Origin of the sequence: Microbispora sp. H10830 (assembly GCF_014161375.1) — a bacterium.
Classification (GTDB): domain Bacteria; phylum Actinomycetota; class Actinomycetes; order Streptosporangiales; family Streptosporangiaceae; genus Microbispora; species Microbispora catharanthi.
This window is the reverse complement of the sequence record NZ_JABBWX010000020.1, coordinates 1-16261: the sequence shown is the minus strand read 5'-3', so window position 1 is coordinate 16261 and position 16261 is coordinate 1. Positions and strand designations below refer to the sequence as shown.

Here is a 16261-nt window from a genome sequence, read left to right as displayed (position 1 = left end):
TAGTAAGAGGGATCTTTCGTCACTGACAAGGAAAAGTTTCTCGCGGGGGTACAGAAAGTTCACCCACCAGCGCGACGAGACCCCGGCCGCCGACCCTCACGGCCGCTCCGCGGCGGGGGCCGCGGCGGCAGCCGACGCGTGAGCCCTCACCGAACCTCGGACTTTGTCCTCTGGGAAGAGAAAGTTCAAAAGATCATGGAAAAACTTCTTCCCCGTTAAGTAAAAGTCGCGTAACTTGCTCGCCAAGTGCTCCGCACAGTCACAAGGGGCCGGAGTGAGGCGAAGGAGCGGAGTCACCCGCGGCACGCCCGCGTCATCGGGGGATCAAGGTTCTTCACGCAGATGGAGTTGGCAAGACGATGAGCGCGTACGAAGAAGAGATGGAGACGGCCGGCAACCTCGGACGCAGGCTGGGGCTGAACCGCCGCCAGTTCCTCGCGGCCACGACCGGCATGGCGGCGGCCGCCGCCGTGGCCGCGGCCGGCCCGATGAAGTCCGCCGCGCGTGCGGCGACCGCGGGCAACGGCGTGCTCGTTCCGCCCGGTAAGCGGGGCATCATCCTGTACACCGTCCGCGACGCCATCTCGCGTGACCCGGGGTCGACCACCCTCCCGTCCGGCTTCCGCGCCGTGCTGCAGGAGCTCAGCCGGATCGGCTACAAGCAGGTGGAGTTCGCCGGCTACGGCCAGCACGCCAACGCCGAGGGCGGCGCCAGCCTGGAGAGCGTCGAGGGCGCCCGCCTGATGCGCACCTGGCTGGACGACAACGGCCTGGAGGCCGAGGGCAACCACGGCTTCATCCCCGGCTCCTGGCCGCTGAGCCAGGCGGACCTCGACCGCTTCAAGCTCCACCTGGAGATCGCCAACATCCTCGGCATGGGCCACGTGGGCACCGGCAGCGACCCGACCGGCAGCGCCTACAAGGCCGACTGGGACGTCGCCGCCGAGAAGTGGAACACGCTCGGCGAGCTCGCCACCGCGGCCGGCCTCAAGCTGTACACGCACAACCACGACGTGGCCTACAGCTTCCTGCTCGACAGCGGCCCGCTCGACGACCGGGGCCGGCCCACCCGCTCCTCCGGCATCCGGCGCCTCGAGTACTTCCTGCAGCAGACCGACCCCGGCAAGGTCTGGCTGGAGATGGACATCTTCTGGGCGCACGTGGCCCAGTACAAGTACAAGACCTACACCGCGGCCGACGGCTCCACCCAGACGCAGGTCTTCAACCCGCTCGGCGTCGTGCAGGCCCAGACGATGCGGTTCCCGCTGTTCCACGCCAAGGACGGCAAGATCAACACCGGTACCTCCAACGGCTACGACATGGTTCCGTTCGGCACCGGCGACATCGACTACAAGAGCTTCTTCTCCGAGATGGGCGCCAAGGGCTACCACAACCCGATGTACGAGCAGGACAACGCCCCCGGCGGCACCGCCAACCCGGCGCAGTCGCTGCAGTACGCGGAGCTGAGCTACAGCAACATCGCCAAGCTCCGCGGCTGAGGCCCGCCCGAGCAGTTCGGCTGGTCATCTGAGTATGGCGGACCGCCACGCGTTCGACCCGTTCCACCGGCACGCGGCGGCCCGCCTTTTCCTGCCACCCCCCTGAAAGAAGAGGCGCAGCAGACTTGAAGCGTACTCGCATACTGGTCGGCGGTCTCGCCGCCGCGTTGACGCTCCCGTTCGCGGCGACGCTCACCGCCGCTCCGGCCCAGGCGCACGAAGACGCGCTGCACTGGGAGAACTACGAGAAGGTCACCCTCACCAAGGACGTCGGCGAGCCGATCGACATGGCGATCCTGCCGGACAGCCGGGTGCTGCACACCGCCCGCAACGGCGACATCCGGATGACCGACCCCGCCACCGGCGTCACCAAGGTCGTCAACACGATCGACGTCTACAACAACTCCGAAGACGGCCTGCAGACGATCGGCCTCGACCCCGACTTCGCGAACAACAAGTGGGTCTACGTCTACTACGCGCCCAGGAAGATGACCGGGCCGTACCCGGAGACGACTCCGACCGGCTCCGCGCCCAACTCCCTGCCCGCGGGCGCCGACGAGTCGTACTGGGACCAGTGGAAGGGCTACAACCAGCTCTCCCGGTTCAAGTGGGACGGCGACAAGCTCGACCTGTCCACCGAGCAGGTCATCATCAAGGTCGGGACCAACCGCGGGCAGTGCTGCCACGTCGCGGGTGACTTCGACTGGGACGACGACGGCAACCTCTACCTGGCCACCGGTGACAACACCCCGGCCAGCACCCCCGGCGCCAACGGCATGGCGCCCAACAACGACGCCCCCGGCATGAACCCCGGCTTCGACGACCGTCGCGGCGCGGGCAACACCAACGACCTGCGCGGCAAGATCCTGCGGATCAAGGTGGGCGCGGACGGCTCCTACACCGTCCCGGACGGCAACCTGTTCCCGAAGGGCACCGCCAAGACCAGGCCCGAGATCTTCGTGATGGGCGTGCGGAACCCGTTCCGCATGGACGTCGACGGGAAGACCGGCACGCTGTCGTGGGGCGACTACGGACCGGACGCCGGCGCCGCCGACCCCAACCGCGGCCCGATGGGGTACGTCGAGTGGAACGTCACCCCGCTGAACAAGCCGATGAACGGCGGCTGGCCGTACTGCACCGGCGACAACTTCAACTACAACCACTGGGACTACGCGAACTCCAAGCCGCGTGAGTTCTTCGACTGCGCGGGCGGCCCGACCAACGACTCCGTGTGGAACACCGGCCTGGAGAAGCTGCCGCCCGCGACCCCGGCCGACCTGTACTACGGCGACCGCGCGAGCGACCAGCCGGCCGAGTGGTCCGGGCTGACCGAGTTCGATCCGAAGCAGAACGGCCAGGCCCCGATGGGCGGCCCGGTCTACCACTACGACGCGGACAACCCCTCGACGACGAAGTTCCCCGCATACTGGGACAACAAGTTCTTCTTCGGCGAGTTCTCCCAGGACTACCTGGCGGCGTTCACCGTGTCCGGCGCGGACGGCCCGGTGTCGAAGATCGAGCAGTTCCTGCCGAACGCCGACCTGACCACCATGGCGATGCCCATCACGGACAACCCGATGGACCTCGAGTTCGGCCCCGACGGGGCGCTGTACGTGCTCGAGTACGGCGACGGCTTCTTCCGCGCCAACCCCGACTCGGGCCTCTATCGCATCGACTACTCGCCCGGCAACAAGGCCCCGCAGGCGAAGATCACCGTTGACAGGACGTCGGGCAGCAGCGCGCCGCTCACCGTCCAGTTCAGCGGCGCCAAGTCCTCCGACTCGGAGGCCGGCGACCTCACCTACGAGTGGGACTTCGACGGCAACGGCACCTTCGACGCCAAGGGCGTGACCGCGGGCCACACCTACGACAAGCTCGGGCAGTACACCGCCAGGCTCCGCGTCACCGACGCGGGCGGCAGGTTCGGCCTCGCCACGACCGAGATCACCGTCGGCAACACCGCGCCCACGGTCAGCATCGAGACCCCCGGCGACGGCGGGTTCATCGACTGGGGCAACGCGGTTCCGTTCAAGGTCAAGGTGACCGACCAGGAGGACGGCGACAACCCGACCTGCAGCAGGGTCGCGTGGACCTTCGGCCTCGGCCACGACACGCACGCCCACCCGATCACCACGGGCACCGGCTGCACCGTCACCTGGGCGACCCCGGCCGACGCGCCCGAGCACGGCGAGACCGAGAACATCTTCGGCGTCGTCGTGGTCAGCTACCGCGACAACGGCGCCAACGGCATCCCCGGCGCGAGCAGCGACGCGACGCTGATCCTCAACCCGAAGCTCATGCAGGCCGAGCACGGGGACGACAGCAAGGGCGTCACCAAGACCCAGGACGAGACGGCGTCCGGCCTCAACAAGGTCACCTCGTTCGACGCCGGCGACTACATCGGCTACGACCCGGTGAACCTCAGCGGCATCACGTCCGTGAAGACCGTGGCCACCGGCGCGGGCACCCTGTCGCTGCGCTGGAACTCGCCGACCGCGGCCCCGTTCGCGACCGTCGCGATCCCGGCCGGCTCCGGCTGGCAGACGGTGACCACCGACCTGAAGAACGCCCCCACGGGCAGCGGCAAGCTGTACGTCACCTCGACCGGCGGCGTGGACGTGGACGCGTTCACCTTCGCGGGCGACGGCGTCGCCGACAAGACCCCGCCGACCGTCACGGCCACGCTCAACCCGGCCCAGCCGAACGGTGAGAACGGCTGGTACACCGGCAACGTGACGATGACGGTCGCCGCGACCGACAACGGCACGGTGTCGAGCAGGCAGTACTCGATCAACGGCGGCACCACCTGGCTGAGCGCCAACAACGCGGTGACGTTCAGCACCGAGGGCGCCACGGAGGTCCGCTACCGGGCCACCGACAGCGGCGGCAACGTCGGGCAGGGCACCCTCACCGTGAAGATCGACAAGACCGCGCCCGCGCTGACCGTCAGCGGCGTCGAGTCCGGTGACCACGGCGACTCGACCTCGATCACGCCCGTCTTCTCCGCCACGGACGCCGCGTCCGGGGTGGCGAGCGTGACCGCGGCCGTCGGCGACCTGCAGGTCGAGTCGGGCGAGGCGCTCGCCCTGTGGAAGCTGCCGCTCGGCGAGAACGAGCTGGTCGTGACCGCCAAGGACAAGGCCGGGCACGCCACGAAGAAGACGGCGGCCTTCACCGTCACGACCTCCTTCGAGGACGTGAAGGCCCTCCTCACCGCCTTCCGGAGCGCCGGCACGGTGACCGAGGACGGCGACGTCCTGATCGCGCAGCTCGACCAGGCGGCCAGCCAGGCCGGCATGGGCAAGAAGGACAACGCGATCAAGGCCCTGGAGCGGTTCACCGGCTTCGCCGGTGAACCCAAGAGGGTGACCGACAAGGCCGCGAGCGACGCGCTCATCCGCGACGCGAAGGCGCTCATCGAGCGGCTGCGCGGCTAGCCAGACGTCCCGTGGGTCCGGCCCGGCCCGGCCGGACCCACGGGACCCACACCCCCCACAGCCCTCTCACCCCCCGAAAACAGAGGCGCCGGCGACCACGGCGGCATCGTGATGCCATCGTGATCGCCGGCGCCGAACTGTCCACATCGGTGAGCCGATGTAAAGGACATGAGGCGAATCCGGTACGGCGCGGCGGCCCTGACGGCCGTCGCCTTTCTGTTGACGGGGTGCGGCGGCTCGGGCGAATCCAGCAGCGACACGGCCGGCAGCGCCGCCGCTCCCGTGGCGCCGGCCGGGGAGGCCGCCACGGCCGGGGCCACGGACCAGAGCGGGAAACGGGCGCCCGCCACGGATGACGCGAGCGGCGGGCAGGAAAAGACCAGGATCGACCCGGCCGACCGGGCGATCATCTACCAGGCCGAGCTCACCGTCGAGGCCAAGGACGTCACGGCGGCGGCCGATCGCGCGAAGGCGATAGTGACGGGCGCGGGCGGGTACGTCGCCGAGGAGCGCAGCGAGTCGGTCTCCGGCGGCGACCGGTCGACGATCGCGTTCAAGGTGCCCCCGGCGCGCTACGCCGACGTGCTGGCCCAGCTCGGACGCGACCTCGGCACGCGCACGTCGGTGCAGCAGAACGCGCAGGACGTCACCGAGGAGGTCGCCGACGTCGCCAGCCGGGTGAAGTCGGCCGAGGCCGCGCTCGGGCAGTTCCGCACGCTGCTGTCGAAGGCGAACAAGATCGGCGAGATCCTGGAGATCGAGCGGGAGATCTCCAGCCGCGAGGCCGATCTGGAGTCGCTGCAGGCCAGGCAGAAGGCCCTGGAGGCGCAGACCGGCATGGCCACCGTGACGCTCACCCTGGTGCTCCCGCCGAAGCCCTGGACCCGGCCCGAGAAGAAGGAGGACGAGACCGGCTTCCTCGCGGGCCTGCGCGCCGGGTGGGACACCCTGACCGCGTCGACCGTGATGGCGCTGACCGTGCTGGGCGCGCTGCTGCCCTGGATCGTCGTGGCCGGGGTGGTGTGGCTGGCCGTCCGGGTCGTCATGCGCCGGATGCGCCGCCGTGCCGCCCCGCCGGCCGGTTCCGTGCCCCCCGGTTCCGTACCCCCAGGGCCCGTACCCCCCGGGCCCGTTCCTCCCGGGCACGGACCCGGCTTCCCGGCGGGTCCCGCGCCCACGGGCGGCCCCGCCGGGCAGCCGCACCTCGGCTCACCGGAGCCGGCTCCCCGCGAGGACCGGGACGAGAACCAGGATCAGGGCCGGGAATCCGAGCGCACGCCGGGATAGGGACCTGGCGCTCAGCGGGCCGACGACTCGTGGACGAAGTCGGTGAGCCGGGCGAGCTGGTCGGGGTCGGTCGAGGGAAGCACGCCGTGGCCGAGGTTGAACACGTGCCCCTCGGCCACCCGGCCGCGTTCGAGCACGTCCCTGGCCCGCCTCTCGACGACCTCCCAGGGCGCGAGCAGGATCGCCGGGTCGAGGTTGCCCTGCAGGGCCTTGCCCGCGCCCACGCGCAGCGCGGCCTCGTCGAGCGGCACCCGCCAGTCGACGCCCACCACGTCGGCGCCGGCCTCGCCCATGAGGCCGAGCAGCTCGCCGGTGCCGACGCCGAAGTGGATGCGCGGCACGCCGAGGTCCGCCAGGCCGGCGAAGACCCTGCCGGTGTGCGGCAGCACGTAGGTGCGGTAGTCCTGCGGCGCGACCGCGCCCACCCACGAGTCGAAGAGCTGGACGGCCGAGGCCCCCGCCGCCACCTGCACGCGCAGGAAGGCGAGCGTGATCGCGCCGAGCCGCTCCATCAGCTCGTGCCACAGCTCGGGCTCGCCGTACATCATGGCCTTGGTGCGGTCGTGGTTCTTGGAGGGGCCGCCCTCGATCAGGTACGACGCGAGCGTGAAGGGCCCTCCGGCGAAGCCGATCAGCGGGGTGCCGCCCAGCTCGCCGGTGAGCGCGCCGATCGCCTCCGTCACGTAGGGGACGTCGTCCGGCTCCAGCGGCCGCAGGATCTCCATGCCCGCCTTGTCGCGGATGGGGGTTCCGACGACCGGGCCGACGCCCGGCTTGATGTCGAGGTCGACGCCGACGGCCTTGAGCGGGACCACGATGTCGCTGAAGAAGATCGCCGCGTCCGTGCCGTACCTGCGGACCGGCTGCATGGTGATCTCGACCACGAGGTCGGGCGTGGCGCAGGCGGTGAGCATCTCGACGCCCGCGCGCACCCGGCGGTACTCGGGCAGTGACCGCCCGGCCTGGCGCATGTACCACACCGGCGTGTACGGAACGGGCTCGCGCCGGCACGCGCGAATGAAAACGGAATCGGCGAGCTGGGGTTTCACGGCACCAGCCTGCCATGTCCCCACACCGCCCGGTGCCTGGACCCACGACCTGGGGCTCCAGAACGACGCGAGGATGGCCGTTGATCGCGTAAGGTGAACCCCATCCCCTCCTGTGAGTCATCTCACAGCTCGGTAATGTGTTCGCCAATCGGCCATCCGGCATCGATTCCAATACCACTTTCGAGACACGCCGAGTGCGATGCGGGGAAATGTCGCCGGGACGTGCCAACGTCGGATCAGTCCCGAGCGACCGCCACGACCGTGGATCCGACGAGAGGCCCCGGAGCGATGACTTCGATGTGGAGTTCCCCCGAACGCCGCACTGAGCACTGTGCCGGCAGCGACGCCGCGCGCCCCGCCTGCCCGAGCGGCGCGCCGCGCGCGACGGGGCGGCGAGAGCGCGCGGACGGCCGCGGCGACCGCCGGGACCGCACGCGCGGACGCGCCCCGGCACGGACGGCCGACCGGGTGACGGCTCGACTGGCGGCGACGGTTTGACGACTTCCGATGCCCCCCACAGCCACCCCCCTGCTTCGCGCTCTCCCGAATCCGACCTACTCTTCCGTCATGACCCTCGGTGAACCGCCCGCGCCTCCCGCCGCCTTCCGGCGCGCGCTGGAGACGTTGCGCCCCGCCGAGGTACGGCCGGAGATCGAGCTGGAGGACATCCCCGCGCCCCAGCGGCTCGCGCCGTATTCCGGTGCGGTCGGGGCCTCCGTGTACCGTGACGACGACGAACTCGCCGTCGGCCGCCTGATCATGCTGTTCGACCCCGAGGGCCAGCGCGGCTGGGAGGGGCCGTTCCGCCTCGTCGCCTACGTACGCGCCGACATGGAGCCGGAGATGACCACAGACCCGCTGCTGGGGCCGGTGGCCTGGAGCTGGCTGACCGAGGCGCTCGACGCCCACGGCGCGAGGTACGCCGCGGTGGGCGGCACGGTCACCCGCGCCGTCTCGGAGGGGTTCGGCGGCAAGGCGGACGACCCCGTCACCACCGAGATCGAGCTGCGGGCCTCGTGGTCGCCGCTCGACGAGGACCTGTCGTCGCACGCGGCCGCCTGGTGCGACCTCATGTGCCTGGCCGCCGGCATTCCCCCGCTGCCGCCCGACGTCGCCACGCTGCATCGGCGCCCCGCCCGCCGAGATGATCCGAAAGTTCCTTAGCCCGTGACAGAACCCGTAGTCCAGCCTCTGTTGGAGCCGCGCGAGGGAATCCCGCCCGTCATCGAGGACTCCGCCGCGCTCGCGGCCGCCGTGGACGCCTTCGCCCGTGGGACGGGGCCGGTGGCCGTCGACGCCGAGCGTGCCTCCGGATACCGCTACAGCGGCCGCGCCTACCTGGTGCAGCTGCGCCGGGCCGGTGCGGGCACCGCGCTGATCGACCCCGTCAAGTGTCCCGACCTGTCGGCCCTGGACGAGGCCGTGCGCGACACCGAGATCGTCCTGCACGCCGCGAACCAGGATCTGCCGTGCCTGGCCGAGCTGGGCTTCCGCCCGCGGCGGCTGTTCGACACCGAGCTGGCCGGGCGGCTGCTCGGCTACGAGCGGGTCGGGCTGGGGACCATGGTCGAGCTCGTCCTCGGCCTGCGGCTGGAGAAGGGGCACTCCGCGGCCGACTGGTCGGCCCGCCCGCTGCCGGAGGACTGGCTGCGCTACGCGGCGCTCGACGTGGAGGTGCTGGTCGAGCTCCGCGACGTCCTGCACGAGGAGCTGGCCACCACCGGCAAGCTGGAGTGGGCGCTGGAGGAGTTCACGTCGATCCTGGCCGCTCCCGCCCATCCCCCGCGTACCGACCCGTGGCGGCGCACCTCGGGCATCCACCGGGTGCGCACGCTGCGCGGGCTCGCCGTGGTGCGGGAGCTGTGGACGCTGCGCGACCAGATCGCGCGGGAGGCCGACCTCGCGCCGGGCCGCGTGCTGCCCGACTCGGCGATCGTGCAGGCCGCCCTCGACCAGCCGCGCACGACCAAGGCCCTCACCGAGATCAACCCGTTCGTCGGCCGCAGCGCCCGCCGCCACCTCAACGACTGGCTGGCGGCGGTGAACCGGGCCCGCACGATGCCGGAGGCGGCGCTGCCGCAGCCCGTGGGGCCCGGGGACGGCCCTCCCCCGGCCAACCGGTGGGCCGACCGCGACCCGGCCGCCGCCAAGCGGCTCGCGGCGGCGCGGGCCGTCGTCGCCGCGCTCGCCGACGAACACCGCATGCCGACAGAGAACCTGCTCCAGCCCGACGCTGTGCGCAGGCTGACCTGGGAGCCGCCCGCGCCGATCAGCGAGGAGAGCGTGGCGGCGCGGCTGCGCTCACTGGGCGCGCGGGAGTGGCAGATCGGCCTGACCGTCCACCCGCTGGCCAAGGCACTGGAGCGGCTGGAGATCAAGGGAGAGGTGTGACATGCGGGGCTACGGCCCGGACGGGAAGTCCCCCTTCGGCTACCGCCTGGAGTTCCTCGAACCGGCGTGAGCACGTGGCGGCTCCCGGATGCGCGGCCGTCGCCGGCGCGCCCCCGGGAGCCTGTTCACTCAGCGCACGTCGTCGTCGTTCACGACGAGCCGGGCGAAGCCGCCGCCGATGGTCGCGTTGACCGGCACCGAGGCGACCACCTGGTAGGACTGCGGCGCCGACGCCACCGCGGTGTCGCCGTTGACGGGCACCCGGAAGGACGCCTCCAGGGACCTGGCCGGGATGACGACCTCCTGCGCCGCCGAGGCGATCACCGGGGCGGCCCCGGTCGCGATCGTCTGGATCTGGACCGTCACCGGCGTGGCGCTCTTCTCCGACAGCCGCACCCTCATCGTGGCCGTGCCCGGCCCGTCGCCCTCGTCCACCGTGGCGCCCTCCACCGACACCTGCGGCAGCCTGTCGGTGCGGGCCTCACCCGCGGCCGTCGTGGTGAACGCGAGATCCGCGAGGTAGACCGCGCCCTTCCGGCTCGCACCCGAGATCCGGATCTCGCTGATCTGCTGTGGCTTGACGCCGGTGAGCGAGCTCAGCGGGACGCGGACCGTGCGCAGCCAGGTCTTGGGCAGCGGCGAGGACGTGCCGGGGAACGCCGTGAGCGCGTCGCCGACCTCGGACACCTTGACCGTGCGGGACGCGCCGCGCCTGTCGACGATCTCGACCGCGAGGTCAACGTCGCCGGTCGCCGTCTCGTCCCTCGCCGCGCGGAAGGTGAGCGCGTCGTAGCGGGAGACGTTCTGGTCCGGCGTGTCCAGCGGCACCGTCACCGTGCCCGTGGGGTCGCTCCAGGAGAACCGCAGTACCGGTGTCGAGGCGACGTTGTTCGCGTACGTCGCGGGCGTCCAGGACGGCGCCTGCGCGGTGGTCAGCGTGGAGGCGCAGGACGGCAGGCCGCTCTGCGGCGAGCGGTCGAGCATCCCGGCGCAGACCACCGCGGTGGCCGAGCCGGAGACCCGCGTGGACGGCGCGAGCGACGCGAAGGAGGCAACGTCGAGGCGCTTGCCCGCGGGGGCCTGGGCGACCGCGGGCACGACGGCCCGCCCGGCGGAGGCGGTGGTGCCGCCGCTGCCGTCGAACAGCGGCAGCAGGCCCTGCTCGCCGCCCTGGACCAGGCGGAAGAACCCCGCGATGTACGCGGTGCCGACCGCGTACTGCTCGGCGGCGGTCAGCCGCGACGGCGCGGCGCCGCCGCAGACCAGGTCGTTGCGGTTCGACCAGTCGTCGGACGCGGGCGCGTGCGCCACGCCCGGCGTCCACTCGGTGTTGAAGAAATTGTGGTCGGCACCCATGACCATCAGCGAGGAGCGGAAGGCCGGGTCACCGTCCACGGCGTACCGGGAGTCGTCGTAGAAGTGCTGGCCCTGCTGGTTGGAGACGTCCCCGTCGCAGTACGGCAGGATGACGGCCATCGGCGTGCCGGGCAGGGTCGCCCGCGCGAAGTCCGTCGGGGCGAGCGGGAGCACCGCCCTGATGCCGTACGGCCTGGCCCTGCCCGCGTTCATCAGCGCGGCCTTGACGACGCCCTCGCCTCCGCGTGAGTGGCCCATCAGTCCGACGTCGGACATGTCGAGGCGGCCCTTGAACAGGCTCACCAGCTTCGCGTCGCCCACGCCCTCGTCGGCGTCGGCGAGCAGGTCGAGGTGCCGCATGACGACCTCGCCCCGGGCCAGCGCGCCCCGGTCCTCGCTGTAGGGGTTGTCGGCGGCGTTGACGCCGTTGGCGCTGACCGACACGACGACGTATCCGTGGCCGGCGAGCACGTCGGCGGGGCCGTCGTAGCCCTGGTAGCTGGCGATGGGCCGCTGCCCCGCCGGGCAGGGCCACTGGGTGTTGAACGTCGTCCAGGCCGTGGGGTCGTAGCAGGCCGAGTGGCGGCCGTGCAGGAAGACGACCAGCGGACGCCTGCCGCGGGCGCCTTCCGGCAGGTAGACCTTCGCCCGGATCTCGGCCTGACGGCCGCCGAGCCCCTCCAGGGTGATGGCGGTGTCGCCGAGGTCGTACTCGTCGTGGGTCACGGCGTACGGACCGGGCTCGGCGGGGTCGACAGGCACGGGAGCCGGCCTGCCGTGCGTCTTGGCGGGCGGGTCGGCGGGCGTGGGCGCGGCCTTGCCGGCGGCCGCCGCGGTGGCCTCGGGCACCTCGCCGTTCCAGGCCACGTCGACGGACGACGCCGTGGCGACGGCGGGGTCGGGGGTGACGACGGTCAGCGTCATGCCGTCGGGCGACTCCTCGGCCGGGCCGAGCGACCGGCCGTCCGCCGCGAGTTCGGGGACGGCGTCGCGGACCGGCAGCGGCGTGTTCAGGTGCAGGGTGACCCGGTGGCCGCCGCCGACGGGTTCGACGGTCCAGGTGCCGTCCTCGCCGGGTGAGCCGGGCGAGCCGGGCGGCGCGGCGTGCGCGGATCCCGTGAGAAGGGAGGTGGACAGGGTCGCGGCCGTGACGGCCGCGGCGAGCGCCTTGGCCCAGGCGCGCACAGGAGAGCGCATTGGTTCCTTTTCGAGTGCAATGCCCCAAGAAAGCCGCCCACGAGAGCTACAGGAGGGATTCTTGAGGTTTGAGGGGTTGCACCCCGAATGAGATCGCCACTGGCGACATGCGCTGATTCCTGCCAGTTTCCGACCGGTTAACGATCATTCACAGGCGCGGCGGACCCGCCGATCCCGGGACCGGTTACTGACCAGTAGCATAGGGGCCGGAAGCTACCGACAAGTAGGAGCGAACCCGTGCCTGCGTCCCGTGAAGTCGTCTTCGTCGACGGCGTTCGGACGCCTTTCGGCAAGTCGGGCCCGAAGGGCCTGTACGCCGAGACGCGTGCCGACGACCTGGTAGTCCGCGTCATCCGCGAGCTGATGCGGCGCAACCCCGGCCTCCCGCCGGGGCGGGTGGACGAGGTGGCCATCGCGGCCACCACCCAGATCGGCGACCAGGGCCTGACCATCGGCAGGTCCGCGGCGGTGCTCGCCGGCCTGCCGAAGTCGGTCCCCGGCTACGCCGTCGACCGCATGTGCGCCGGCGCGATGACCGCCGTCACCACGGTGGCGGGCGGCATCTCCTTCGGCGCGTACGACGTGGCCATCGCCGGCGGCGTCGAGCACATGGGCCGCCACCCGATGGGCGAGGGGGTGGACCCCAACCCCCGGTTCCTGTCCGAGCAGCTCGTGGACGGCTCGGCCCTGGTCATGGGCATGACCGCGGAGAACCTGCACGACCGATACCCGTCCATCACCAAGGAGCGCGCCGACGCCTTCGCCGTCGCCTCCCAGGAGAAGGTCGCCAAGGCGTACGCCGACGGCAGGATCCAGCGCGACCTGGTGCCGGTGGCCGCCCGCAAGGCCGCCGAGGGCTGGGGCCTGGCCACCGTGGACGAGGCGCCGCGCCCCGGCACGACGCTGGAGGGCCTGCGCACGCTCAAGACGCCGTTCCGCGCGCACGGGCGGGTCACGGCGGGCAACGCCTCCGGCATCAACGACGGCGCGACCGGCTGCATCGTGGCCGCCGAGGACGTGGCCGGGGAGCTGGGCCTGACCCCGCGCATGCGCCTGGTGTCCTACGCCTTCGCCGGCGTGGACCCCGAGGTGATGGGCATCGGCCCGATCCCCTCCACCGAGCGCGCGCTGCGCCTGGCCGGGCTGTCCATCGACGACATCGGCCTGTTCGAGATCAACGAGGCGTTCGCCGTACAGGTGCTGGCCTTCCTCGAGCACTTCGGCATCGCCGACGACGACCCGCGCGTCAACCCGTACGGCGGCGCGATCGCGTTCGGCCACCCGCTCGCGTCGTCGGGCGTCCGGCTGATGATCCAGCTCTCGCGCGCGTTCGCCGAGCGTCCCGACGTCCGCTACGGGATCACCACGATGTGCGTCGGCATGGGCATGGGCGGCACGGTCATCTGGGAGAACCTCGCATGAGCACGATCGAGACCTGGAAGGCCCTCCTGGAGGGCAAGAACGCCGACGAGGTCGTCACCAAGGCGCTCGTGCGCGACGTCGAACTGCCGTACGGCGCGGGCACGATGGCCCTGATCACGCTCGACAACGGCCTCGACCACACCAAGCCCAACACCTTCGGCCCGCACGGCCTGCTCGCGCTGAACGACGCGCTCGACGCGATCGCCGCGCGCTCCGACCTCGCGGCCGTCGGCGTCGTCGGCAAGCCGTTCATCTTCGCCGTCGGAGCCGACCTCAAGGGCGCGGCGGCGGTGTCCTCCCGCGAGGAGGCGCTGGCCATCGGACAGCTCGGGCATCACGTGTTCCGCCGCCTCGGCGAGCTGGACGTGCCGTCGTTCGCGTTCGTCAACGGCGCGGCGATGGGCGGCGGGCTGGAGATCGCCCTGCACTGCACCTACCGCACCGTGTCGTCGGGCGTCCCGGCCGTCGCGACGCCGGAGTGCTTCCTCGGCCTGGTGCCCGGCTGGGGCGGCACCCAGCTCCTCCCCCGCCTGATCGGCCCGGAGAAGGCACTGAAGCTGATCGTCGAGAACCCGCTGTCGCAGAATCGGATGATCAAGGGCCGCGACGCGTTCGCCCTCGGGATCGCCGACGCGATGTTCGAGCCGGCCGATTTCCTCGAGGAGTCGCTGCGGTGGGCGGCCCAGGTGCTGCGCGGCGAGGTGACCGTCGAGCGGGCCGACCACACCGCCGCGGACTGGGCGCCGGTGATCGACCAGGCCAGGACCCTCGTCGATCTCAAGCTGCGCGGGGCCTCCCCCGCGCCCTACCGGGCGCTCGATCTCATGGCCCTGGCCCGTACGGCGTCGCGCGACGAGGGCTTCGCCGCCGAGGACGAGGCGCTGGCCGACCTGCTCATGAGCGACGAGCTGCGGGCCGGGCTGTACGCCTTCGACCTGGTGCAGCGCCGGGCCAAGCGACCGGCCGGCGCGCCGGACAGGTCGCTCGCCCGCCCGGTCACCAAGGTCGGCGTCGTGGGCGCCGGGCTGATGGCCTCGCAGCTCGCGCTGCTGTTCGCCCGCCGCCTGGAGGTCCCGGTCGTGCTGACCGACCTCGACCAGGCCCGGCTCGACAAGGGCGTCGGCTACGTGCACGCCGAGGTCGACAAGCTGCTGGGCAAGGGCCGGATCTCCGCCGACCAGGCCAACCGGTTGAAGGGCCTGGTGACGGGGTCGCTGGCCAAGGACGCCTTCGCCGACGCCGACTTCGTGATCGAGGCGGTGTTCGAGGACCTCGGCGTGAAGCAGAAGGTCTTCGCCGAGGTGGAGGAGGTCGTCTCCGAGACCTGCGTGCTCGCCACCAACACCTCCTCGCTGTCGGTCACCGACATGGCGGCCGGCCTGCGGCACCCGGAGCGGGTGGTGGGCTTCCACTTCTTCAACCCGGTCGCGGTGCTGCCGCTGCTGGAGATCGTCCGGGGCGCCGCCACCGACGACGCGACGCTGGCCACGGCCTTCGCGGTCGGCAAGACGCTGAAGAAGTCGTGCGTGCTGGTCAAGGACGCGCCCGCGTTCGTCGTCAACCGGCTGCTGACGAGGTTCATGGGCGAGGTCACGGCGGCGGCCGACGAGGGCACCCCGCTGGAGGTCGCCGACCACGCGCTCGACTCGCTCGGCCTGCCGATGACGCCGTTCGCGCTGCTCCAGCTCGTCGGCCCGGCCGTCGCGCTGCACGTCGCCGAGACGATGCACGCGGCGTTCCCGGACCGGTTCGGCGTCTCGGAGAACCTCGCCAAGCTGGTCGCGGCGGGCAAGCCGGGCCTCTACGGCCCGGACTTCCAGATCGACCCGGAGGTGCGGGCGCTGTTCGAGGGCGGCTCGTCTCCCTCGACGGCGGACGATGTGCGGCTGCGCGCGCTCCGGGCCCTCGCCCAGGAGATCAGGCTCATGCTCGACGAGGGCGTGGTCTCGGCCCCGCAGGACATCGACCTGTGCATGATCCTCGGTGCGGGCTGGCCGTTCCACACCGGCGGCATCACTCCGTACCTCGACCGGACGGGCATCTCCGAGGAGGTCACCGGCTCCCGCTTCCTGGAGTCCGGCGTCGCCTCCGTACCGGCCTGAGTTCTCCTACACGAGCCGCCCGGCCCGAGCTGACACGGCCCGCGCCGGGCGGCCCGCCTGATCCTTCCGCCACGGACCCGCGAACCACGAGACCGCGGACCCACCAGGCCCTCCATCCACAGGGCCGCGCGGAGCAGCGGGGCCCCGCACCACAGGGCCCCGACCGAGCCGCCGCGCCACCCGGCGCGGCGGCTCCTCATTACCGAAGCTGCGACCTGGGTGGGCTCTGAAGCCCTGGAACGCCGAGGATGTCACCCCTCCTCTGTAGTCTCTATGAGCAGGAAGGGAGCAGGACATGACAGCGCAGCCGCACGACTTCGTGCCCGGAGAGAAGCCGTTGCCGGAGAAGAACCTGCGGGCCATACGCGCCGCGCTGACCATCCCCCAGGACCGTGGGTGATGTCCCGCTGAGTGGTGTAACTCGCTGCTGATCATGTGGGGTCGGCGAGTTGTGGGTTGGTGTGACTATGACGCGGCCAGGGCGGTGTGCGCCAGGGGTTCGGCCGGATCGTCTGCGGGTG

9 protein-coding genes are annotated in these 16261 nt (G+C 71.6%); 7 read left to right on the top strand and 2 right to left on the bottom strand.

Translation table 11 applies throughout. From position 1 onward, the window contains the following. The first annotated feature begins 359 nt into the window (after window positions 1-359). The 3 genes from HHX35_RS36255 (at window position 360) to HHX35_RS36245 (ending at window position 6223) form a co-directional block, all read left to right on the top strand. A complete protein-coding gene (locus HHX35_RS36255; RefSeq protein WP_182903144.1) occupies window positions 360-1499 on the top strand; it encodes a sugar phosphate isomerase/epimerase in 1140 nt (379 codons plus the stop codon). Between the two features lie 125 nt (window positions 1500-1624). Continuing rightward, window positions 1625-4936, top strand: coding sequence for a PQQ-dependent sugar dehydrogenase (locus HHX35_RS36250; protein ID WP_220506291.1), 3312 nt, complete (start codon window positions 1625-1627; stop codon window positions 4934-4936). A gap of 168 nt (window positions 4937-5104) precedes the next feature. Then, window positions 5105-6223 carry a DUF4349 domain-containing protein gene (locus tag HHX35_RS36245; RefSeq protein ID WP_182903143.1) on the top strand — a complete coding sequence of 373 codons (1119 nt, stop codon included), beginning with the start codon at window positions 5105-5107 and terminating at the stop codon, window positions 6221-6223. Between the two features lie 11 nt (window positions 6224-6234). Here the strand turns inward: HHX35_RS36245 and hemE are convergent, their stop codons facing one another. Next, window positions 6235-7272 carry a uroporphyrinogen decarboxylase gene (gene hemE, locus HHX35_RS36240; RefSeq protein WP_182903142.1) on the bottom strand — a complete coding sequence of 346 codons (1038 nt, stop codon included), beginning with the start codon at window positions 7270-7272 and terminating at the stop codon, window positions 6235-6237. 567 nt (window positions 7273-7839) lie between these two features. On the opposite strand from hemE, the gene HHX35_RS36235 reads away from it, so the two are divergent. Continuing rightward, window positions 7840-8436, top strand: coding sequence for a DUF3000 domain-containing protein (locus HHX35_RS36235; RefSeq protein WP_139574684.1), 597 nt, complete (start codon window positions 7840-7842; stop codon window positions 8434-8436). A gap of 3 nt (window positions 8437-8439) precedes the next feature. After that, window positions 8440-9663 (top strand): HRDC domain-containing protein, encoded by a 1224-nt coding sequence (locus tag HHX35_RS36230; protein WP_182903141.1) that lies wholly within the window; start codon window positions 8440-8442, stop codon window positions 9661-9663. Between the two features lie 129 nt (window positions 9664-9792). On the opposite strand, the gene HHX35_RS36225 is transcribed toward HHX35_RS36230, so the two are convergent. Continuing rightward, entirely contained in the window at window positions 9793-12216 is a 2424-nt protein-coding gene (locus HHX35_RS36225) for a hypothetical protein (protein ID WP_182903140.1), read from the bottom strand. Window positions 12217-12453: 237 nt separating this feature from the next. On the opposite strand from HHX35_RS36225, the gene HHX35_RS36220 reads away from it, so the two are divergent. Next, complete coding sequence (locus HHX35_RS36220) at window positions 12454-13638, top strand: thiolase family protein (RefSeq protein WP_182903139.1); 1185 nt, start codon at window positions 12454-12456, stop codon at window positions 13636-13638. Next, entirely contained in the window at window positions 13635-15740 is a 2106-nt protein-coding gene (locus tag HHX35_RS36215) for a 3-hydroxyacyl-CoA dehydrogenase NAD-binding domain-containing protein (RefSeq protein ID WP_182903138.1), read from the top strand. The genes HHX35_RS36220 and HHX35_RS36215 overlap by 4 nt, the downstream gene beginning before the upstream one ends. Window positions 15741-16261: the final 521 nt, after the last annotated feature.

Excerpts from the sequence above, each read along its gene's own strand:
- HHX35_RS36225 (WP_182903140.1), bottom strand. The coding sequence starts at position 12,216 with ATGCGCTCTCCTGTGCGCGCCTGGGCCAAGGCGCTCGCCGCGGCCGTC.
- HHX35_RS36215 (WP_182903138.1), top strand. The coding sequence starts at position 13,635 with ATGAGCACGATCGAGACCTGGAAGGCCCTCCTGGAGGGCAAGAACGCC.
- HHX35_RS36235 (WP_139574684.1), top strand. The coding sequence starts at position 7,840 with ATGACCCTCGGTGAACCGCCCGCGCCTCCCGCCGCCTTCCGGCGCGCG.
- HHX35_RS36245 (WP_182903143.1), top strand. The coding sequence starts at position 5,105 with ATGAGGCGAATCCGGTACGGCGCGGCGGCCCTGACGGCCGTCGCCTTT.
- HHX35_RS36255 (WP_182903144.1), top strand. The coding sequence starts at position 360 with ATGAGCGCGTACGAAGAAGAGATGGAGACGGCCGGCAACCTCGGACGC.